Source organism: Bifidobacterium sp. LH_743, assembly GCF_056355775.1.
This window is the reverse complement of the sequence record NZ_JBKESZ010000001.1, coordinates 261,685-283,145: the sequence shown is the minus strand read 5'-3', so window position 1 is coordinate 283,145 and position 21,461 is coordinate 261,685. Positions and strand designations below refer to the sequence as shown.

The following is a 21,461-nucleotide window of genomic DNA, read 5'->3' as shown; positions in this document are numbered from 1 at the left end:
TCGCCTGAATCGCCTGCGAACGGTCGAGGGTAAGACCAGAAGAAGCTTAGGAGACCGGAAAATCAGGGAATCAGCGCGCAGAACAACGCTTCGAAGACCAACGTCGGATTGCCGTTGCCGTTGAGCCGTCGACGTGCGGTGGCGACGTCCTCCAGCCGGCGCACGGCCTCCGCACGGTCGAGACGCACCGATAGTTCCGTGATGGCGGAACGGTTCTCAAGATTGATCAGTCCCACCGATTCCTCGGCGTTGTTCTGCAGCACCGCCACGTCGCGGTAGACGCTGGCGATGGAGTTGAGTGCGCGGTCGAGCACGTCGCGCGTGAGTCTCGTGGCGCGCCGTTTGAGCTCGTCCTTTTTGGCGATCGCATTGTATGCGCCACGCAGTTTCGGAGGGATACGGTCCTTCGCATCGAGGCCATTGACACGGCGGAAATCAGCTTCGGCTTCGGCTGCCTTGACATTGACCTCCGCTTCGGCCTGGGCTTTCGCGTTGTCGATAAGATTGCCGGCAAGCAGCACCGCATCGGACGCGCGATGCAGTTCCAGCACGCCGACGATGAGCTCGTCGCGGTCCGTCATGACGCGTTCGTTCTTGGCATATAGATTCGCGATGCCGATATGGCCTTCCGAAAGTCTCGCCGCGCGTGCGGCGATCTTCGGCTCGAATCCTTTCGATTCCAGGAATTTCGCTACCGCCTGATTGGTGGGCACCGCAAGGTTGACGATGCGCGTGCGCGAGCGGATGGTCGGCAGCACGTCCTGGGCGCTCGGCGCGCACAGCAGCCAGATGGTGTGCGCGCTCGGCTCCTCGATTTCCTTCAGCAGCACGTTGGTGGTGCGTTCCAGCATGCGGTCCACGTCCTCGATGATGATGATGCGCCACGGCGCGGTACCGGGCATCTGTTCGGACGTGGCGATGATGTCCCTGACCTCGTCGATACCGATGGTCACCTTGTTGGTGGCCAGCACAGTCACATCGGGATGGGTTCCGGCGAGCACCTGCTCGGTGGTTTTGGTGGGCTCGTCATCCAGTCCGTGATCAGGGCTTTCGAGCGCTGCGGCGAACGCACGTGCCACATTGGATCGACCGGATCCCGGAGGACCGCAAATCAGCCATGACTGCGCTATGGCCTTCGGATCGCCGTTGGAAACGGCTTTGAGCTGTTCGACCACCTGCGTTTGGCCGACTATGGAATCCCATACGCTCATGCGATGCTCCCATCAGTAGCAGTCACGTTTTCGAAATCGGCTTTAATCCGGGCCCACACCTCGTCGATGGTCACTCCGGCATCGATGACACGGAAACGTTCCGGCTCGGCTTTGGCCAGGTCGAGGAACGCGGCGCGTGTGCGACGCTGGAACTCGTCGCCGGCCGCTTCCATGCGGTCCTCGGCATGCTGAAGACGCGCGTGTGACCGCGTGGGATCCATGTCAAGCAGATACGTGCGCTTCGGCAGCAGGCCGCCGGTGGCCCACATGCTGAGGTTTTTGATTTCCGCGGACGTCAGCTCGCGGCCGCCCGCCTGGTAGGCGAGGGATGAGTCGAGATAACGGTCGGTGATCACCACCGCGCCTCGCCGCAAGGCCGGAGCAATCACTTCCGCGACGTGCTGCGCGCGGTCCGCGGCGAACAGCAACGCCTCCGTACGCGGAGCGATATCGGCGCAATCGCCGTCATTCTCCGCATCCACGCCATGCAGCAGCATCCTGCGGATCGCCACGCCCAGCGCGGTGCCGCCCGGCTCGCGCGTGACCACGCATTCGCGGTCCTGCGATTCGACGTACGCGCGCAACCGTTCGACCTGCGTGGTCTTGCCCACGCCATCGACGCCTTCGAATGAAATGAAAATGCCCTGCATACCCATCACTGTACCGTGCGCCCCTGCCGGACAACGTCAGCCGAATCGGCCAAGACGGCTGAAATTGCCGAATCGACCAAAACATGGTTTGCAATGTGTCACGATCCCGATTTTCGGGCGAAAAATGGAATCGTGACACATTTCACCACCCCCGTACCATGTTTTCGGGCCGTTTTCAGCATCTAGGGGGTATGCATACGACGAAAAATGTCGCACGATTCCGAATTATCGCCCAAATTCGGAATCGTGCGACATTCACGCACCGGCTGGCGCCGAAAATACAGCGCCGCTGGCGTCTGACAGCACCCAGCAGCAGCCGTCAGCGTGCGGGCACGACGGCGGGACGGGTATACCCTTCGTTGGCAGTGAGCCAGTCGACGTCCGACTTGACGGTGGCCGCGGTGGAACCGATTTCCTTCGCTATGCGCGTATTCGCCCAGCCCTTGTCGGCAAGTTCGCGCACTTTGGCGCGGCGGTCCGCACGGGCCTTCTCTGCCGCGCTCACCTTCGACGACTTCGCGGATTTTGCGGACTTGGCCGCGGACTTCTTGCCGCCGGACGCTTTCCTCCTGCGCTTTGACGGACCCTGCGCACGCTTCTCCGCCAGCAGACGGAACGCTTCGGCAGGTTCGATCGATTCCGGCGCATACTGCTTCGGTAACGTGCGGTTAGTCTCGCCGTCGGTGATGTACGCGCCGTAGAAGCCGTCCTTGATAGTCACGTGCTTCTGTGTCTCCGGATCGACGCCCAGATCGCGCAACGGCGGCTTGGCCGCACCACGTCCACGACCGCGTCCGTATTTCGGCTGAGCGAACAGTTCCTTCGCCTTCTCCAGGTCGACGGTGAAGATCTCGTCCTCGGAAGCCAGCGAACGCGTGTCGGACTTGCCATCGGCTCCGGTCTTGGTCAGATACGGGCCGTAGCGGCCGTTGTTGGCCTGCACGGTGACGGTCTGCATCTCGCCGGTCTCGGCGTTCGCCTCCTCATAGGAGCCGACCACGCGAGGCAGGCTCAGCAGTTTCAGCGCATCCTCCAGCGTCAGCGATTCCGGGCTCATCGTCTTGAACAGCGACGCCATCTTCGGACGGTCGGCGACCGCCTTCTTGCCGGCACGCTTCGTCTTGCCGGCCTTATCCGCCTTGTCCGCCTTGGCGTCGGCGGGCGCTTCCTGCGATTCCGGCATGACCAGCGCCACATACGGACCGAACCGGCCGTTGCGCACCTCGACGGTACCGCCGGAAACCGGATCCTTGCCCAGCTCGCGCGGGCCGCCGGAATGGTTCTCGATCAGATCATGTCCGACCTCGACGGTCAGTTCGTCAGGCGCCAGCGTGTCCGGCAGCGAGGCGCGCTTCGGATTGCCTTCGGCATCCAGATGCTTCACGTCCTCAAGATACGGGCCGTAACGACCGACGCGCACGTGCAGACCATCGCCGATCTCGATGGTGTTGATCTCACGCGCGTCGATCTCGCCGAGCTGCGCCACCTGCTGCTGCAGGCCCTCGTGCGCCTCATCGGCGGACTGCGCCGCACCATCGCCGGAACCGAAATAGAAACGCGTCAGCCATTCCTTGCCGGTCTCATGGCCGCCTGCGATACGGTCGAGTCCGGTCTCCATATCCGCGGTGAACTCGTAATCCACATACTTCGGGAACTTGGTCTCCAGCAGTTTGATGACGGAGAACGCCAGCCAGGACGGAATCAGCGCACGGCCGCGCTCATACACGTATCCGCGGTCGATAATGGTGGAGATGATGCTCGCGTACGTGGACGGGCGTCCGATCTCCTTCTGTTCCAGCGTCTTGACGAGCGACGCTTCGGTGTAGCGCGCCGGCGGCTGAGTCTCATGCCCGTCCGCGGCAACGTCCACGGCGGCGAGCTCGTCACCGGGATGCATCGGCGGCAACGAGGCGTTGTCATCGCCCTTGCCCGAGGCCTTCGAATTAACCTTCACTCCGGCTGCGGCCGCGCTCTTCTTGGCGTCGGCTACGGTACGCCGCCCCTCTCCAGTGGCCTTCATGAAGCCCGGGAATTCGATGACGGTGCCGGATGCCTGGAACATGGCCTCGCCGTCCGACTCGGTGGGCGCGGACAGACGCACGGTCGCGGTGGAACCCGTCGCATCGGCCATCTGGCAGGCCAGCGTGCGCTGCCAGATCAGCGTGTACAGCTTGAGCTGGTCCGCCGGCACCTTGCTGGCGATTTCGGCCGGGTCACGGAAATGCGCGCCCGCCGGCCTGATGCATTCGTGGGCTTCCTGCGCGCCCGCCGTTTTCGTGGCGTACTGCTTGGGCGCGTCGGACAGATACTGCTTGCCGAAATGCGTGGTGACCGCCTCACGCGCGGCCGCGATGGCCTCCTGCGACAACGTCACCGAATCGGTACGCATATACGTGATGAAACCGTTCTCGTACAGGCCCTGCGCGGCGCGCATGGTCTGCCGGGAGCTCATGCCGAGCCGGTTGCCGGCCGTCTGCTGCAACGTGGATGTGGTGAACGGCGGCACCGGACGACGACGATACGGCTTGGTCTCCATCGAAGCCACGGTGAACGTCGCATATTCCAGCGATTGTGCGATCGAACGCGCCTTCGTCTCGTCCAGCTGCGCGACATTGTCCTTCGCACCGGCCGCAGTCAGCTTGCCATCGTCGCCGAAATCCTTGGAACCGGCCAGACGACGGCCGCCGAGGGATACCATGCGCGAATCGAACGCGACGTTGTTGCCGTCGCCATCCGGCGCTTCCAGCGTGGCGGTGACGTCCCAATACGGCGCCCGCACGAAGGCCATGCGCTCACGCTCACGCTCCACGATCAGACGGGTGGCCACGGACTGCACGCGGCCCGCGGACAGACCCGGACCGACCTTGCGCCACAGCACCGGAGACAGCTCATAGCCGTACAGACGGTCCAGGATTCGACGGGTCTCCTGCGCGTCCACCATGGCACTGTCGACGTCTCGCGTGTTATTCAGCGAAGCCTTGATTGCCTCCGGAGTGATCTCGTGGAAGACCATGCGCTTGATCGGCACCTTCGGCTTGAGCGTCTGCACGAGATGCCATGCGATAGCCTCGCCCTCGCGATCCTCATCAGTCGCGAGATACAGGGTATCGGCCTTTTTCAGCGCGCTTTTCAGTTCGGAGACGGTTTTCTTCTTATTGCCGTCCACGATGTAATACGGCTTGAATCCGTCTTCGATATCCACGCCGAATTTGCCGTATTTGGCTTTGTCGGCAGCCGGCACCTGGCTGGGCTGCGCAAGATCGCGAATATGGCCTACCGATGCCATAACCGTATATCCGGAGCCCAGATATCCGCCGATTTTCTTGGCTTTAGTCGGGGACTCCACAATCACGAGTTTGCTGCCGGTAGCCATAGCCACTCCTTATTACTAGTGTTTGCAACGCAATAATACTCATGAAATGAGCGGACATGGCAAACCGTCCGTGTGCCGCGTGCCAGCGGCAAGCCGGACGCGAGGTCACCGGCAAACCCGGAACCGGCCGTTTTTCAACGCTTCGGCGGTGCGGGCGGAGCGCCCACCAAACCAAGCTTCGTCAACGGCGACGCGGTCAGCTGCCGCATCGCAAGCGTCAGACCGAACATCAGAGCGGACACGGAGGCCGTCAACACCATGGTGGAAAGATGCGCGCCGGAATTCGTCCATTCCGCGCTCATGGCAAGTCCCGGCTGAATCTGCCAGATGATGTACGCACCGTACAACGTGCCCAACACGCCAAACGTCAGCATCACGCTGCCGACGATCTGCACGCTCGCGGACGAGGCGCGCGTGCCCGGCTCATCCATGCCGTTGGAGAAGGTGGCGCCAAGCATCAGCATCGCCAATCCGCCGACAATCAGCAAACCCATGACCACGTCGGTCGGACGATGCCATTGCCCGGCGATCACCGACATGCCGACCAGCACCGTATATATCCAGCCAATCACAGCAGCCAATGCGCGGAACGCACGCGGCACGGCGCACAGCAGTATCACGCTGGCCGCGGCGGCGAGGATGACGTGTCCGGATGGCGCGGAATTACTGCGATTCGACATGAGATTGATGAGATATGGACGCGGCAGCAACGGTTTGAGCAGTTCGGCCGCGGCGAAGCACAGTCCGCCGAACACGGCGAGCTGCGCGATGGCCAGCCACCGCTTGCGGACGACCAGCACGGCTATTGCGATCACCGACATGATGACACTCACGGCGATCACCACGGCGGAGACGGTGAAGACATGCACGACCGGTTCCAGCCATCCCGGCAAAGCATCGTTGAATTTCGACCAAACGATGTCCTCATAGCTTTGGCCGTCCATGGTGCGCACGCCCAACCACCAGACGCCGACGGACGCGGCCAGCAGCAGCACGCCGAACACCACGCACAACACGACGCTGGACACCCGCGGATGGCGGGTCAGCGGATCAGCTTCCGCCAATCCCTTGCTGACATCCTGCGGAGACAGCACCGACTCGACCTCGCCCGCAGCGGGAAACGACAGCGGTTCCACCGGTTTCGACGGGACCGGCATAGGCTGCTGCAGTATGTTCGTGGTTTTTTGCGGGTCTCGGATCAGTGGCTTGAATTCGTCGGTCATATTCACCGAGAATACGGCATCGACCCTACTGTGGAACGCGCACCGAAAAAGATATAAGAAAACCTCCACGCACCCGGAAGAGGCCACTTACCCTTGCTGCATTCCTGCCCTGGGGGGATTGGGTGACGTACCGCCACGCGGAGGCTCTTGTTATATTACACCATGCCCGGACCTTGCCGTGCCGACCATGCGCGCGGGTACACTTGAGGAGGAATCGCACGCGTCGACTGTGCGTTTGCGTATTTGCATTAGGCTTCGATTTGTTTCGGAAGGTTGTTTGATTATGACTGATGCGGTGGAATATCCCGATCTGGTGGTCGTGGGCGCGGGCCTGTTCGGCCTGACCGTGGCCCAGCAGGCCGTGGAGCATACGGGCGCGAGGGTCGAGATCATCGACGTGCGCGACCATATCGGCGGCAACGCGTACAGCTACATGGACGAGGAGACCGGCGCTGAGATCCACAAGTACGGCGCGCACCTGTTCCACACGAGCAACAAGCGCGTCTGGGACTACGTGAACCGTTTCACGGGCTTCACCGGCTACGTGCACCGCGTGTACGCGACCCACGACGGCGAGGTGTATCCCCTGCCGATCAACCTGGGCACGATCAACCAGTTCTTCCACGCGAGCTACACGCCGGCCGAGGCCAGGGCCCTGGTCGAGAGGCAGGCGGGCGAGCTGGCGGGCACGGACCCGCAGAACCTGAACGACAAGGGCATTTCCCTGATCGGCCGTCCCCTGTACGAGGCGTTCATCAAGAACTACACGGGCAAGCAGTGGCAGACCGATCCGAAGGACCTGCCCGCGGGCATCATCAACCGCCTGCCGGTGCGTTTCAACTACGACAACCGGTACTTCCGCGACACGTGGGAGGGCCTGCCCACGGACGGGTACACCAAGTGGATGGAGCGCATGATCGACGACCCGCGCATCCACGTGACCCTGGAGACGGACTTCTTCGACGGATCCCAGCCGTACAACAAGGAGGCGTTGGCGGCGGCGGGCGTGCCGGTCGTGTACACGGGTCCGGTGGACCGCTACTTCGGCTACTCGCTCGGCGAGCTGAAGTGGAGGACCGTGGACTTCAAGGAAGTAAGGTACGACGAGGGCGACCACTTCGGATGCCCGGTGATGAACTTCTCCGACGCGGACGTGCCGTACACGCGCGCGATCGAGTTCAAGAACTTCAACCCGGAGCGCCGCGACAGGCAGAACCCGGACAAAACGGTGGTGTGGGAGGAGTACAGCCGTTTCGCCGAGCGCGGGGACGAGCCGTACTATCCGATCAACACGGAGGCCGACAGGGAGTTGTACGCGAGGTACGAGGCGCTGGCGAAGGCCGAGCCGAACACCGTGTTCGGCGGACGCTTGGGCACGTACAAGTACTACGACATGCACCAGGTGATCGACACGGCCCTGACCGCGTATGAGGAGCAGGTCGAACCGCTTCTCAAGAAGTAAGGTTCGAATCGCTCTTTTCGATCGGATATGAGAAATCCCCAATCCGCTGATGGCGGATTGGGGATTTTCATGTCCAGTTCAGGGAACCAGGCAATCAGGCGCGCCACACGTCCTTGCCGGCGGCCTTCGCGGCCGCCACATCGGCATCAAGCTGCTCCTCGGTGCCTTCCACATCGCCCTTGATGAACTCCTCCACCAGACGACGGGCCTCGCCGTCCTCATGCTGCACGGCCGGGGACTTCATGAAGTAGGAGCTGGGAGCCAACACCGGACCGGCCAGATGACGGTCGAGCGCGATCTTGGCCGCACGCACGGCGTCGATCACGATACCGGCGGAATTCGGCGAATCCCACACCTCAAGCTTGTATTCCAGATTCAGCGGCACATCGCCGAACGTGGTGCCCTCCAGACGAACGAAAGCGAACTTACGGTCGTCAAGCCAGGCCACGTAATCGGAAGGTCCGATATGCACGTTGTGCGGATCCATATCGTGCGGCACCACGGAGGTGACGGCGCGGGTCTTGGAGATCTTCTTGGATTCCAGACGGGAGCGCTGCAACATGTTCATGAAGTCCATGTTGCCGCCGACGTTGAGCTGGTACGTACGGTCCAAACGAACGCCGCGGTCCTCGAACAGGCGGGCCAGCACGCGGTGCGTGATGGTGGCGCCGACCTGCGACTTGATGTCGTCGCCGACGATCGGCACGCCGGCGTCGCGGAACTTCTGCGCCCATTCGAGGTCGGAGGCGATGAACACCGGCAGGCAGTTCACGAACGCGCAGCCCGCGTCCATGGCAGCCTGGGCATAGGCCTTGTCAGCCTTTTCGGAACCGACCGGCAGGTAGGAGACCAGCACGTCCACCTTCTTGTCGCGCAGCACCTGCGCCACATCCACCGGCTCCGCGTCCGACTCCTCGATCATCTGACGGTAGTACTCGCCCAGACCATCGTTGGTCGGGCCGCGCAGCACCTCGACGCCCAGATTCGGCACGTCCGCGAACTTGATGGTGTTGTTCTGCGAGGCGCCAATCGCCTCGGACAGATCCTTGCCCACCTTCAGCGCGTCGACGTCGAACGCGGTGACGAACTCGATGTCACGCACGCGGTATCCGCCGAAATTGTTGTGCATCAGGCCAGGGATCTTGTCCTCGTCCTTGGTGTCCTTGTAATACTCAACGCCCTGCACCAGCGACGAGGCGCAATTGCCCACGCCGGCGATAGCCACTCGAATGCTCATCTGAAAACGACTCCTCTTATTACGCGTTTCGCAGGTTTATCAGGTTCCAAGCATACCCGCAGACCATTTTTGAATCTGGAAAATCTCTGAAAAGGACCGGCATTGCGGCAGTTCCCAAGAATCTGTCGATTTGTAAAAAAGCTGCGGAAAAACTCGTTTTCATTGACGAAGCCGATCATCCGCACCCCTGTTTTTCAGGTCGTTCGGCTACGGTGGAAGACATGGTTTCACGAAAACGAAGTGTGAGCTCACGCTCAAGAAGCGCGCGCAGAAGCAATGCCACGTCCACGACGCCGAGAGTAGGCACCGCCTACGGCGTGCATGGCGAAGTGCTCAGCGAGCAGCCCCACGCTCCGAAACACACTTCGCACCGCGCACCCAAGAAACGCAGGAAGCACAAGCATCTCGTACTCAAATGGATACTCGGCATCTTCGCAGCGCTCATCGCGGCGGGCATCGGCTTGTTCGCGTACATGTACATCACCACGGAAATTCCGCAGCCTGAGAAATTCGCCCTGGCCGAGAAGACGACCGTGTATTACAACGACGGCACCACGCCGATCGGCAGCTACGCGGAGCAGAACCGCGAAATCATCAGTTGCGCCGATCTGCCCGACTACGTCGGCAATGCGATCGTGGCTTCGGAGGACCGTTCCTTCTATACCAACAAAGGTATCGACCCCATCGGCATCGCACGCGCGTTGTACAACAATCTGACCACCGGCAGCAGGCAGGGCGGCTCCACCATCACCCAGCAGTACGCGGAACGGTATTATCTGGGCGAGACCACGTCGTACGCAGGCAAGCTGAGGGAAGCGTTCCTGGCCATCAAAATCGCGCAGGCGCAGGACAAGAGCCAGGTGCTGTGCAACTACATGAACACCATCTACCTGGGCCGCAATGCATACGGCATTCAGGCGGCGGCCAAGGCGTACTACGGCAAGGATGCGAAGGACCTGACGCTTTCCGAGGCAGCCATGCTCGCCGGCATCATTCCGGGACCGAGCGTATGGAATCCGGACGCGAACCCCACGCAGGCCGAGAGACGATTCAAGCGTGTGATCCGCATCATGGATGAGGACGGCTACATCACACCGGACCAGAAGAAGGAAGCTGCGTTCCCGCAGGTCATCGAGATGCAGCAGAACAACCAGATGTCGGGTCCGAACGGCTACCTGCTCACCACGGTCAAGAACGAGCTGGTGAATTCCAAGGCGTTCACCGCCGAGGACCTTGAGACCGGCGGCTATAAGATCGTCACCACGCTGGACAAGACCATGCAGGACGAGATCCAGCAGGTGGGCGACACCCGTCCGGACGGCATGCCGGAAAGCATCGAGGTGGGTGGCATCGCGGTGGAACAGAAGACGGGTTCGGTCAGAGCCATTTATTGCGGCCAGGATTATCTGACCAAGCAGCTCAACAACGCCACCCAGGCCACATTCGAACCGGGCTCCACCATGAAGCCGTTCGGCCTGCTCGGCGCGGCGCAGCAAGGCGTGAACTTCAACACCATATTCAACGGCAATTCCGGACAGGTCTTCGAGACCAAGCCGGGAGTCACCGCAAGCGTGCCGAACGCGTTGAACAACAACTGGGGATACATCAACCTCTACCAAGCCACGGCCAACTCGGTGAACACCGTGTTCATGGATGTCAACAAGCACCTCGGCGCGGCCAAGCTGGCCCAGATCGCGCATCAGGCCGGCATCAAGGAAGACATCGACGAGACCACCACGTACAACATCCTGGGCATCAACGCCATCACCGTGTGGGATTTGGCCCAAGGCCATGCCACCATCGCAAACAATGGCGTGAAGAATACGCTCCACATCGTCGACAACGTCTCCACCGCGGACGGCTCCAAGGAGCTGTACAAGACCACTCAGGAGAACGATCAGGTCTTCGAGGCCAATGACTGCCATCTCGTGCAGAAGGCCATGCAAGGCACCACCACCTACGGTACCGCGGCGGGCATCGCCAAACGTCTGGGACGCGAGGTCGCCGGCAAATCCGGTACGGCGAACGATGAGCTTGCGGCCTCCTTCGTGGGGTACACACCGCAGCTGCTCAATGTGTGGGCCATCTGGAATCCGGCCGAAGACGGCAGCGCCCAAGTCGTGCCGGAATTCGCCGGATACGGCGTCTCCTCCACCGGATATCCGTCCCACCTGTTCGAGGAGTTCATGAGCCAGGCCCTTCAGGGGCAGCCTGTCGAGAACTTCACCGAGCCGACCGACAACGGCAAGATCGGCGGACCCGACGGCACTTGGGGCACCGGCGGCGGAAGCAGCTATACGCAGAAGCGCTATACCAACAATCAGTGGCGCCAATCCACGAATAGCCAGAGCACCACCACCGAAACCCCGAACACCACGGAGAACACCCAGCCAACACAACCGACGCCCACGCCGAACACCACGCCCGAAAGCGGGCAGAGCGGCAACGAAGGCACCGGCGGCAGCAGCGACAGTGGCAGCAACTCCGATCAAAGCGGTGGCGACAGCGGCTCGCAGCAACAGCAATAGCCATAGCCGTCGGATTGAAGCAACGGACGTTCGCCGACATAAATAATGGGGCTTCCCACATTCGGGAAGCCCCATTATTTTGCCCTGTTGCACCGTATTCTGACGTGTTTTGTCGGACGCGCACACGCCCCGCACGGAACCAGCAAAATCAGCGAAACCACAGAACCAGCAGAACCGTCAAGCGCGGCCCGTCGGCACCAATCAGAACGAATGCACGTGCCGGGCGAGACGGTCGTATTCGGCGCGCGTCAGCGAAGCGACGCCGCCATGCTTCGTATGTTCGGTAAGGAAGTAATCGTCCGCCCGCAACGGCGTCCATCCCTTGTCAAGGTCGCGGCTGACCATCGGCTGGTAGCCGATCGACGGAATCACGTCCACGAACAGATACCATTCGTCGTCCGCGCCGCCGTCGTTGTGATGGTTGGCGAACACCGCCGGACCTTCCACACCGCCGGGATTGCCGTCCGGCACATAGCCGGCGCCGATCCGGTCCTGAACCTTCGTCCAGACCGTTCCCGGCTCCCACCAACGCTTCGCGTCGGTGCGGTCCATCCAGATGCCGGTGCCGTGCGCGTTGTCTTTGGTGATGCGGTACGTGCGTGTGCCGCCGTCCGGTAGCGGACGTTGGATCATGGTGGTGTCGATGGCGTCACCGTGGTTGTCGATGAACACGCCGCCGTATTCGAACGTATCCTGCGTGAAATCGGTGGTGGTGCCCCATAGCACGGTGCAGTAGACGTTCTTGTCGTCGTGCGTCTTGTCATCGCCGTCGAACACAGTGCTGGACCAGTACATGACGAACGCGCCACGGCCGCCGCTGTGGCCTTGCGGATAGTAATCCGGCACCCACAGGCATTCGCAGGCCCAGGCCATGCCGAGTTCCAAATGGGAGCCGTCCGGTTTGCGGGACACGTCAAGCATGCGTGGCTCACTCCAGTGAACCAGATCGTCGGATTCCCAGATGATGAGGTTCGTACTAGCGTGATGGCTCCATTCGTACCAGCCGCCATCGTCGCCTCCGAACACGCGCAGATCGGTGGCGATGATGTACCACTTGCCGGTCTCGGGATTGCGGATGATGTGCGGGTCACGCACGCCCGTGGTGCCGAGGTGCGAGGTAAGCACGGGCTTTCCATCGTTGAGCGGCACCCAACGGTGCGGATTGTCGCCGTCGGATATATCCATGTAGATCTTCTCGGCATAGCCGTCCGGATCCTCGATGAAGTGGACGAGCAGATAGCCGTAATCGTCGGTTGTGTCGGTCATGGTCTCACCTTGTGAATGTGGATTGATGGATTGGATTGCTGAATTGGGTTACGATTGGCGCGTCACACATGCAACGACGCATGACGGGATGCCAGGATATGAAAAAAGCCGCCGCCACGAGAGCGACAGCTTTATTCAGGAAGGAAGAAGGAGGATTAGCCCTGATGCGAACGAGCCCATTTGCGGATAGCGTCCTGCTGAGCCGCAATGGCCTTGTTGCGGGCCAAGTAAATAACCAATGTGATGGAGTACAGCGCGAGCCCGATGATGTCCATCGTGCCCAGAGAGAAGACCATCACGATTGCCAGCCAGATGATCACCCACCGGCTGGTGGTGCCGGGAGTGAGGCACCGCATGGACATGATGAAGCTGACGATGCCGATGATCAGCACCAACAGCGCGTAGATACTCGCCACCGTCGAGGCGTTGTCCACCGCGGAATAGTCCGTTTTCAGCAGGCCGTTGCGTTCCAAGAGATCGTAGGCCTGGCCTTTGAACCAGCTGGTGAACATGAACAGTGTGATGGACGCCATGATCACGTTGTAGGCGGATGCGATGGTCATCAGCACCCGTTCCGCCTTGCGCGCCAATGGTGCCGGCGGCTGCATGGTGTTGCCTTGCGGATTCATATCGGTCCTTTCCGTGGGGTTGCCTCGTCCGATGCGCGATGCGCTGTTCGGGAAGAATGTCCGAAGGCCCGTCCGTGCGGGACGGACCTTCGGATTATCCTACTCGGTCAATATCAGCCCTTGAGGCCGGAGGTGATGTTCAGGGACTGCAGGAAGTACTTCTGCGCGAACAGGAACAGCAGCAGGGTCGGGATGATGGCCATGCAGGTGGCCGCCATCAGGGAGCCCATCTGGTTGTACTGACCCATCTGGTTGCTCAGCAGCTGCAGACCAGCGGTGACCGGCATCTTGTTGATGTCGTTGAACACCAAGGTCGGCCACAGGAAGTCGTTCCAGGCGCCGGTGAAGCTGAACAGGAAGATGACGATCAGGATCGGGCGGATGGCCGGCAGCATGATGCGGGTGAAGATCTGGAAGTCGGTGGCGCCGTCGATTTCGGCTGCCTCGTCCAGCTCCTTCGGGATGCCCTTCATGAAGTTGCGCACCAGGAAGATGTTCGCCACGTTGCCCAGACCGGGGATGATGCAGGCCCAGTAGGTGTTGACCCAGCCGAGGGATGCGATGATGCGGTACTGCGGGATCATGTTGACCACGGCGGGGAACATCGAGATGAGCAGCAGGACGAAGAACAGCGTATCGCGGTACTTGAAGTTCAGGCGGGAGTAGCCGAATCCGGCAAGCGCGACGATGCACACGGACAGCACCGCGAACACGGTCGAGATGATCAGCGAGTTGCCCAGCCAGTTCAGGACCGGGTAGCTGGCGGACGCCTCGATCAGCGTCACGTAGTTGTCAAGCACCCACTTCGCGGGGAGGAAGTTGAACGCATTGGAGGTGAATTCGGCCACCGACTTGAACGAGGTCGTCACGGTGTAGATCACGGGGAGCAGCCAGACGACTGCCAGCACGACGAGCAACACGTAGACGGCGATCAGCGATGGGGAGATCTTTTTGGTTTTGTTTTCGGGAATTGCCGCGCTTGCGACATTGACGGTGGTTGCAGCGGACATCTTCAGTCCTCCTTATTCATGAAGATCAGCTGGATTGCGGCGATGGCCATCAGGATGATGCCCAGCAGCAATGCCATTGCGGAAGCCATGCCGGCGGCCGCAGGGCCGGCGGGGAACGCGAGGTTTCTGATATCCATCAGCAGCACCTGGGTCTGGTAGTTCGGTCCGCCGTTGGTCAGCATGACCGGCTGGCCCCACACGTTGAAGGCGCCCGTGGTGGTCATGATGGTGGTGTAGAACAACGGCAGCTTGATTTCCGGCAGGGTGATGGAGAAGAAGATCCTGACCGGACCAGCTCCGTCGACCTTCGCGGCTTCGTACAGGCTTTCGTCCACACCGGAAAGCGCGGAACGGTAGATGACGAGGTTGCCGCCGATGCCGGCCCACAGCACGAGCACGAAGATGGTGATCCATGCGTACGGGTTCTTGCCGAGCCAGTTGATGTCGGAGTGGAAGGTGGTGTTCAGCAGGCCGAACTGGGAGTTGAAGACCATGCGCCAAACCAGTGCGCCTGCGGCGATGGAGATCAGGCCAGGGATGTAGAAGATCGCCTGGAACAGACCGGCGCCCTTGAGGCCCTTCTTGCTGAGCGCCACAGCGAGCAGCAGCGGCACGATGATGGTCAACGGCACGCTGACCACCACGAAGAGCAGGGTGTGGCCGAGGTCACGCCAGAAGATCGAGTAGAAGTAGGTGCTGGGGTCGAAGATCTTCGCGAAGTTCTGCAGGCCGACGAACTTCGGCGAGCCGACCATGTTCCAGCGGGTGAACGCCAGGCCGATGCCGAAGATGATCGGGATGATGCCGAAGACGGCGAAGATGATGAAGTGCGGAGCGATGTATGGCAGTGCGTGCCAGATGGAGTTCTTGCGCTTCATGGACGATTTTGCGGATCCGATCGTAGATGCCTTGCTCATCACGATTCCTCCTGAATCTCGATTTGGCCTTGGGCCATGAGGTCGAGGGTCTTCAGACCTTCGTCAAGACCCACGTTGCCGTAGACGATGTCGTTGTATGTACCCCAACCAGCGGTCGCGTAGCCTCCGTAGAGGTAGTTGGAGGTCTTGATGTAGCTGCGTTCCTTCTTGCTGTTGGTGAAGGACGCCTGAATCAGCTTCTGGTACTTCGGATTGTTCAGGTCACGGTATGCCGGCGAGATGGAACCGACTTCCGACCAATCCATCCAGTGCTCGTACACGTACTTGACGAAGTCGGCGGCGGCCGCGGACTTCGCGGCGGAGCGGTGCGGGTCCTTCAGCTGCATCCAGTTGCACTGGTAGAAGAAGTTCACCGGATTGTCGGCGCTGTACTGCAGGGTGTTGGCCTCAGCGATCTTGTCGGCGCCCAAAGTGTTGGACATGTTGCCCTGGGCCCAAGTGCCGAGCTGCGCGAACACGGCCTTGCCGGAGCCGAACGCCTGCTCGCCGTCGACGTCCATCGGGGCAATCACACCGGCGTCATACGCTTCCTTGAGCTTCTCCATGGGCTTGCGCCACACGTCCTTGGTCAGGTCGTCCATATCGTTCTCGAGCGTGCCGCCCGCGCCGTACAGCAGGGACATGAAGGCCCACGGAAGGTTGCCGTAGGTCAGAGCGTAGGTGCCCTTGGGCAGCTTGCCCTTGAGGTCCTTGATCTCGTCGATGGTAACGAATCCGTCGTCGAGGATGTACTGCAGGTTGTACTTCTTGACCAGGTCCTTGTTGTAGTAGATGGCCATCTGGTACAGGTACAGCGGAATGCCGTAGGCCTTGCCGTTGACGGTGACGCCCTTCCAAGTGGCGGGCAGGAAGCTGCTTTCCTTGAGGTCCGGAGCTACCTTCTGCCAATCGTCCATGGTGTCGAGCAGTCCCTGGGACTGCAGGACGGCGGTCTGGAACTGGTCGCCGATGATGATGTCGGGGATGTTCTTGCCGGTCTGCATCACGGAGTAGATCTTCGTGGTCAGATCGCCGCCGTTCATCGGCTGGAAGACAACCTTGTAATCGCTTTGGGCGTTGTACTCCTTGACGATGCGCTGCATTGCGGGACCGTCATCGCCCACCAGGTTGTTCCAGAAGTAAATGGTCTTGCTTTCGCCCGAAGATGCACCGCAACCTCCGGCGGCAAGCACCAGTCCAAGTGACGCGCACACGGCCACGGCGGCCTTGGCGAAGCGCCGCAACCCGGTAAGATGCCTGGATGTAGACATTGTTTCCTTCCTTTTTCTCAACGGCCCATCGCTGGACCGTACTTCGTTGCGTCGAATGGGAAGAATCCTTCGTACGATTGAGCCTCCCTGCTCATTTGCAACGTTGTAATTTTGATTATACAACTTTTTTCATCGTTGTACAAACGATGGCACGCCGTCAATGGCGGCCATATACGGATGGGGGTTATAGTATGGGGCCACCCCTCCGGCAGTGGTCCTCAGCGGGTCACGGCCGGAGTTCCAGCGAGCGGTCCGCCATCGGCGGGCAGCACGTCCGTGGTGGTGGGAGTCCACAGATTATCCGGTTCCGGCACGCCGAAATCCGGACCGTCGGCAGTCCATTTAACCACGCCGACACGCGCATGGCGATTCGGGTCGAACAGCGGATCGCCCTTAATCTCCGTGTAGTTGCGGCAATGGTAGATCATCAGGTCCTCGGTGTCGTCCTCGGACTTGGTGAACGAATTGTGGCCCGGACCATACTGGCCGTTCTCGGCGCAGGTCTTGAACACCGGCACCGGGCTCTTGGTCCAGGAGGCCTTGTCCAGCAGGTCGCTGCCGCGTTCGGCGGTCAGCAGTCCCACGGCGTATGGAACACCGGTGCCGGAGGCGGAGTACGTGATGTAGATCTTGTTCTCATGGAACAGGAAGGCCGGGCCTTCATTGACCAGGAAGTCGATGCACTCCCAGTCGTATTCCGGCTTGGTGAGCATGACGGGCTCGCTGCCCAGCGTCCACGGATTGGCCATTTTGGCGATGTACAGATTGGAATTGCCTTCGATCGCGGGATCCTTCTGCGCCCACACGAGATACTGCACGCCATCGATGACTTCGGTGGTGGCGTCGAGCGAGAAGGAGTCGATCGGAGTGATGATCTGACCCTTCTCCACCCAGTTGTCGGAGGTCGGGTCGTCATCGGTGTTCTCCAGCACGAACATACGGTGCGTCGGCAGTCCGGACGCCTCGAAATCCGTTGCGGCGCCGGCGAAGTAGATGTACCAAGCGCCGTTGATGCGGTGCAGCTCGGGAGCCCAGATATAGATGCTCGCCGGGCCGGATTCATGCTTGCGCCACACCACCGTCTCCGGAGCCTTCTGCAGATCGTTGATGCTTGACGCGTGGCGGATGGCGATGCAATTGTATTCCGGATCGGAGGCGGTGAAGTAGTATTCGCCATCGACCTTGATCACCCAGGGGTCTGCGCGCTGAAGCACGATCGGATTGTTGTAAACAACCATGTTTAGTCCTTCTCAATCCGTTGTTCCAGTATTTACAACGTTGAATATATCATCCTTACATCGTTGTAACAAATCGGGCGCGTCACTGTCTTCCACTTGGATACGGCGTTGACGGTGACGGAAGCTCAGACGACGAGGGCGTCGACGGGAAGCTTGGTGGATTGGCGCACAACCAGAGACGACGAGACCTTGCGGAAGACCTTCTCCCCCGGCTTGTCGACATTCGGGTCACGACCGTCGATACGTTCCTTGAGCACCTTCACCGACAGACGGGCGACCGCCTCAAGTCCCGGCGCAATCGACGTCAAAGCGGGCGACAAGTACTGCGAATCGTCGGAATTGTCGAAGCCGACCACGGAGATGTCGTCGGGAATGCGCAGACCACGCATCTGAATCGCATGCATCACGCCGGAAGCCAACATGTCGTTCAACGCGACGACGCCATCGACCTCGACGCCGGAATCCAGCAACGCGTTCATAGCCCTCACGCCATCGATACGATGCCACATGCCAGATTCGATGACCAGCCGATCATCGAATTCGACGCCGGCCTCCTCCAGAGCCTCAAGATAACCCTGATAGCGCAACGCGGCGGAACCGACCTTCTCACCCCGATGCACACCGACCACCGCCACATGCCGGCAACCGGTCGTCAACAGATACTGCGTGGCCCGCTTCGCACCTTCGACGTTCTCCGTGGCGATGTGGTCCACCTGGTCGGTGAAGATGCGTTCGCCGACCAGCACGAGTGGATAATCGACCTTCAGCTGCTCGACGTCATCCTGCCCAAGCTCCAAGGGGCTGTAGATCAGGCCGTCGATCATCGTCTGCTGGGCGCCATGCAGCGCTTCCAGCTCGCCGTCGCGCGAATACTGCGTCGGCTCCACGATCACGCGCAGGCCGACCTTCTTAGCCTCTTCGATGACGAGCGACGACAGTTGCGCGAAGTACGGCATCTGCAGGTCGGGAATGGCCAGACCGATGATGCCGGTCTGGCCCTTGCGCAGGTTGCGCGCCGAAACGTTCACCGTATACCCGAGTTCCGCGATGGCTTTGTTGACCTTGTCGCGAGTGGTCTGCGAGACGAATTCGTAATCGTTGACAACGTTGGAGACCGTTTTTATCGATACGCCGGCCGCTTTGGCCACCTCGCGCATGGTCACGACATGATCGCCGCTCCCCGCAGTTCGCTTCGGCATATATACCCCTCTACCCCTTCTGTCATTCAGCGAGCTCAGTCGCCCTCGCGACCGACCTCCATTGTCACCCCAGCATAGTCGGGGCCAAGCTCTTCCGCCGTCTGCATATCCAAAACGGGCATGCCTTCCTTGGACCAATGCACGCGGCGCACCTGGGCGTCACGGCCGCCGTAGCGCCCGTTCTCGTACTCGGCGTTGTGGAACACGTAGATGAGATTGCCGTCCTCGTCGTGCGACCACATGCCATGCCCCGTGCCAAGCTGCCACCGCCCGTTGTACATGCCGGACTTCTGCAGCGGATAATCGAGCTTCGTCCATGCGCCAGCATCGGTCAAATCGACGCCCTGCCCCGCCGGCGCGGTGACCAGGCCGGTCGTGTAGTCGATGCCGACCAGCGATCCCGAGTAGATCAGGAAGATCGTTCCGTCATGCACGATGGCGTTCGGCCCTTCGGCGATCATGTTGTCCCACGCGAATTCCGGCACGACGATCTGCTTCGGCTTGCTGGTGAGCTTCGCCGGATGACTCGGGTCGAAACTGGCAATCCAGATGCTGCCGACCTGCTGCCACGCATAGTACCAGCGGCCGGAATCATGCAGGACGGTCATGTCGAGCGAGATGCGCTGAATCGGGTTGAGCGTCTCTCCATCCGGGTCGAGGATGGGTTCGGGCGTCGTCCAATTCTCCGGCACGCGCGGATCGAAATCGGTGCCGTCGGAATGCTGCTTGAGCTGCATGATATGGCAGCTGCCGGTCCACATGTCCGGCTTGCCGGCACGGTCGTTGGGGGTGCCGTCGGGATTCTCAGCCGGCCCGTCGAAGCAAGGCATGAACAGCACCGACAGCCTGCCTCCGATCACATGCAGTTCCGGAGCCCAGAAGCATCCGGTCATCGGACGGCCTTCGGCGTTGAGGTCGCCGCATTTGAGCAGATCGATCTCCTTGGCACGTCCGCCCGCGGCGTCGGAAAGCGCTTCGATGGAATCGGCTACGCGCAGCGGCATGTGGGTCCTGCCATCGTTCGGGTCCACGCAATTGCCGTCGGTGTCGTCGGTGGCGATGAACATGAACATCGGCTTGCCGTTGAAATTCCAAGCGAACACCGACGGATCGGCACGCTCCACTGCGAACGGCACCGGATAGACGCTCTGGCGGATCGCGCCTTCGACGGTACGGGTCTGCCCGGCCTTGAACGTTCCTTCGGCCGCCTCTTGGGCAATGGCCTCAAGCTGGTCCATGTTCCAGTCCACCGCACGCGTGGCTTGCGAGCCGTCGCTGTAGAACAACTCCGCACGCGTTCCAGCCAAAGCCATGACCGCGTTCCGGGCATCCTCGCCATGCAGGCCGGCAGCGACGCGCTGAGCAGGCACGGACGCGCCGGTATTGCGGATGCGTCCGAATCGCTCCATGAGACGTTCGGCCTCCGCCTCGCTGATGGCGATGCTGTTGCCGATGACGGCGTTCGGAATGCCGAAATCGCCAGACTGGCGCTGCGGCAACGATTCAGTAGATTTAGTAGATCCAGTCGATTCCGCAACATCGAGCGGCTTGCCGGAACCGGCGACGGCGACGATATCGGCTGTCCACGCGTTGTACGTTTTGCCGTCATCGCCGGTCCAGGACACGACGTAGCGCCCGTTTTCGGCGTCGAAGACAACGGAAGGACGATTGACCCCGCCGACGGTGCGCAGCAGCACCAATCCCAGCTGGTCAAACGCCGTCAAATCCTTGCTGACGGCCAGCAGGAACGCCGAACGCTCGGAACCGTCCGGATCGCCGCCGCGGGCTGTGCGGGTCGCGGCAACGGCGAATCGACCGTCCGCAAGACGGAACAGGAATGGGTTCTTCAACGATTTCAACGTGATATCCATGCCAGGCATGACAACGCCGTGGGCAACGGCGTCCGTTGCCGGGCGCGGCGCATCGAACGGGTCGTCGGCGAAGCGTGCCGCGGCCGTGCATGCACGACGGGATTCCGCGGTCGCGGCCGCGATCGGCACGCCGGCGGCGAAGAAGATGCCGTAGTTCTCGTTAAGTGGCTGCCACTCGGCATCGTCGCCGGAGCGTAGCGCCAGATGCATGCTGTAGGCGATGTCCTCGTTGTTCGCCTCTTCGCGTCCAGTGGCTTCACGCGTATAGCACAGCAGGGAATAATTGACCGACATGGGAGATCCTTCGGTTGGCGGATACGTGATTTACAACGATGTACTATACCGTGTTTTACATCGTTGTACAACTTAGTGTGGC

The 21,461-nt window shown here is 61.0% G+C and carries 14 protein-coding genes, 1 other RNA gene and 1 pseudogene; 2 read left to right on the top strand and 14 right to left on the bottom strand.

The features are described from left to right. Window positions 1-62 precede the first annotated feature (62 nt). From AC1ATL_RS01095 to ffs, 5 genes and pseudogenes are all read right to left on the bottom strand, one after another. Window positions 63-1,211 carry a DNA polymerase III subunit delta' gene (locus AC1ATL_RS01095; RefSeq protein ID WP_476567824.1) on the bottom strand — a complete coding sequence of 383 codons (1,149 nt, stop codon included), beginning with the start codon at window positions 1,209-1,211 and terminating at the stop codon, window positions 63-65. Further along, window positions 1,208-1,861 (bottom strand): dTMP kinase, encoded by a 654-nt coding sequence (tmk, locus tag AC1ATL_RS01090; RefSeq protein WP_476567822.1) that lies wholly within the window; start codon window positions 1,859-1,861, stop codon window positions 1,208-1,210. Before tmk ends, AC1ATL_RS01095 begins: the two co-directional genes overlap by 4 nt. Window positions 1,862-2,386: 525 nt before the next feature. Further along, a pseudogene (gene topA, locus AC1ATL_RS01085) lies at window positions 2,387-5,234 on the bottom strand (type I DNA topoisomerase); the annotation flags it as partial. Window positions 5,235-5,368: 134 nt separating this feature from the next. After that, entirely contained in the window at window positions 5,369-6,457 is a 1,089-nt protein-coding gene (locus AC1ATL_RS01080; protein ID WP_432624308.1) for a phosphatase PAP2 family protein, read from the bottom strand. A gap of 53 nt (window positions 6,458-6,510) precedes the next feature. Continuing rightward, window positions 6,511-6,607, bottom strand: an RNA gene (gene ffs, locus AC1ATL_RS01075) — signal recognition particle sRNA small type. Between the two features lie 133 nt (window positions 6,608-6,740). Between ffs and glf the strand changes: the two genes are divergently transcribed. Then, window positions 6,741-7,919: a UDP-galactopyranose mutase gene (gene glf, locus AC1ATL_RS01070; protein ID WP_476567819.1), complete on the top strand. Its 1,179-nt coding sequence runs from the start codon at window positions 6,741-6,743 to the stop codon at window positions 7,917-7,919. A gap of 94 nt (window positions 7,920-8,013) precedes the next feature. Here glf and AC1ATL_RS01065 read toward each other — a convergent pair whose 3' ends face one another. Then, on the bottom strand, window positions 8,014-9,156 hold the full coding sequence (locus AC1ATL_RS01065) for an inositol-3-phosphate synthase (RefSeq protein WP_476567817.1): 1,143 nt from the start codon (window positions 9,154-9,156) through the stop codon (window positions 8,014-8,016). Window positions 9,157-9,377: 221 nt separating this feature from the next. On the opposite strand from AC1ATL_RS01065, the gene AC1ATL_RS01060 reads away from it, so the two are divergent. Then, window positions 9,378-11,684, top strand: a complete 2,307-nt coding sequence (locus tag AC1ATL_RS01060; RefSeq protein WP_476567815.1) for a transglycosylase domain-containing protein — start codon at window positions 9,378-9,380, stop codon at window positions 11,682-11,684. A gap of 201 nt (window positions 11,685-11,885) precedes the next feature. On the opposite strand, the gene AC1ATL_RS01055 is transcribed toward AC1ATL_RS01060, so the two are convergent. The 8 genes from AC1ATL_RS01055 to AC1ATL_RS01020 form a co-directional block, all read right to left on the bottom strand. Further along, window positions 11,886-12,950: a glycoside hydrolase family 43 protein gene (locus AC1ATL_RS01055; RefSeq protein ID WP_476567813.1), complete on the bottom strand. Its 1,065-nt coding sequence runs from the start codon at window positions 12,948-12,950 to the stop codon at window positions 11,886-11,888. Window positions 12,951-13,105: 155 nt separating this feature from the next. Continuing rightward, entirely contained in the window at window positions 13,106-13,579 is a 474-nt protein-coding gene (locus AC1ATL_RS01050; RefSeq protein WP_476567811.1) for a hypothetical protein, read from the bottom strand. A 113-nt stretch (window positions 13,580-13,692) separates the two neighbouring features. Continuing rightward, window positions 13,693-14,589, bottom strand: a complete 897-nt coding sequence (locus AC1ATL_RS01045; protein WP_432624545.1) for a carbohydrate ABC transporter permease — start codon at window positions 14,587-14,589, stop codon at window positions 13,693-13,695. A gap of 2 nt (window positions 14,590-14,591) precedes the next feature. Further along, window positions 14,592-15,506 (bottom strand): carbohydrate ABC transporter permease, encoded by a 915-nt coding sequence (locus tag AC1ATL_RS01040; RefSeq protein ID WP_476567809.1) that lies wholly within the window; start codon window positions 15,504-15,506, stop codon window positions 14,592-14,594. Then, window positions 15,506-16,777 carry an ABC transporter substrate-binding protein gene (locus AC1ATL_RS01035; protein WP_432624728.1) on the bottom strand — a complete coding sequence of 424 codons (1,272 nt, stop codon included), beginning with the start codon at window positions 16,775-16,777 and terminating at the stop codon, window positions 15,506-15,508. The genes AC1ATL_RS01040 and AC1ATL_RS01035 overlap by 1 nt, the downstream gene beginning before the upstream one ends. A gap of 218 nt (window positions 16,778-16,995) precedes the next feature. Further along, window positions 16,996-18,015 (bottom strand): glycoside hydrolase family 43 protein, encoded by a 1,020-nt coding sequence (locus tag AC1ATL_RS01030; protein WP_432624729.1) that lies wholly within the window; start codon window positions 18,013-18,015, stop codon window positions 16,996-16,998. 125 nt (window positions 18,016-18,140) lie between these two features. Further along, window positions 18,141-19,214: a LacI family DNA-binding transcriptional regulator gene (locus AC1ATL_RS01025; protein WP_476567806.1), complete on the bottom strand. Its 1,074-nt coding sequence runs from the start codon at window positions 19,212-19,214 to the stop codon at window positions 18,141-18,143. 35 nt (window positions 19,215-19,249) lie between these two features. Next, window positions 19,250-21,379: a family 43 glycosylhydrolase gene (locus AC1ATL_RS01020; protein ID WP_476567804.1), complete on the bottom strand. Its 2,130-nt coding sequence runs from the start codon at window positions 21,377-21,379 to the stop codon at window positions 19,250-19,252. Window positions 21,380-21,461 lie beyond the last annotated feature (82 nt).

Coding starts and splice junctions, on each gene's coding strand:
- AC1ATL_RS01095 (WP_476567824.1), bottom strand. CDS start 1,211: ATGAGCGTATGGGATTCCATAGTCGGCCAAACGCAGGTGGTCGAACAG.
- tmk (WP_476567822.1), bottom strand. CDS start 1,861: ATGCAGGGCATTTTCATTTCATTCGAAGGCGTCGATGGCGTGGGCAAG.
- AC1ATL_RS01080 (WP_432624308.1), bottom strand. CDS start 6,457: ATGACCGACGAATTCAAGCCACTGATCCGAGACCCGCAAAAAACCACG.
- glf (WP_476567819.1), top strand. CDS start 6,741: ATGACTGATGCGGTGGAATATCCCGATCTGGTGGTCGTGGGCGCGGGC.
- AC1ATL_RS01065 (WP_476567817.1), bottom strand. CDS start 9,156: ATGAGCATTCGAGTGGCTATCGCCGGCGTGGGCAATTGCGCCTCGTCG.
- AC1ATL_RS01060 (WP_476567815.1), top strand. CDS start 9,378: ATGGTTTCACGAAAACGAAGTGTGAGCTCACGCTCAAGAAGCGCGCGC.
- AC1ATL_RS01055 (WP_476567813.1), bottom strand. CDS start 12,950: ATGACCGACACAACCGACGATTACGGCTATCTGCTCGTCCACTTCATC.
- AC1ATL_RS01050 (WP_476567811.1), bottom strand. CDS start 13,579: ATGAATCCGCAAGGCAACACCATGCAGCCGCCGGCACCATTGGCGCGC.
- AC1ATL_RS01045 (WP_432624545.1), bottom strand. CDS start 14,589: ATGTCCGCTGCAACCACCGTCAATGTCGCAAGCGCGGCAATTCCCGAA.
- AC1ATL_RS01040 (WP_476567809.1), bottom strand. CDS start 15,506: ATGAGCAAGGCATCTACGATCGGATCCGCAAAATCGTCCATGAAGCGC.
- AC1ATL_RS01035 (WP_432624728.1), bottom strand. CDS start 16,777: ATGTCTACATCCAGGCATCTTACCGGGTTGCGGCGCTTCGCCAAGGCC.
- AC1ATL_RS01030 (WP_432624729.1), bottom strand. CDS start 18,015: ATGGTTGTTTACAACAATCCGATCGTGCTTCAGCGCGCAGACCCCTGG.
- AC1ATL_RS01025 (WP_476567806.1), bottom strand. CDS start 19,214: ATGCCGAAGCGAACTGCGGGGAGCGGCGATCATGTCGTGACCATGCGC.
- AC1ATL_RS01020 (WP_476567804.1), bottom strand. CDS start 21,379: ATGTCGGTCAATTATTCCCTGCTGTGCTATACGCGTGAAGCCACTGGA.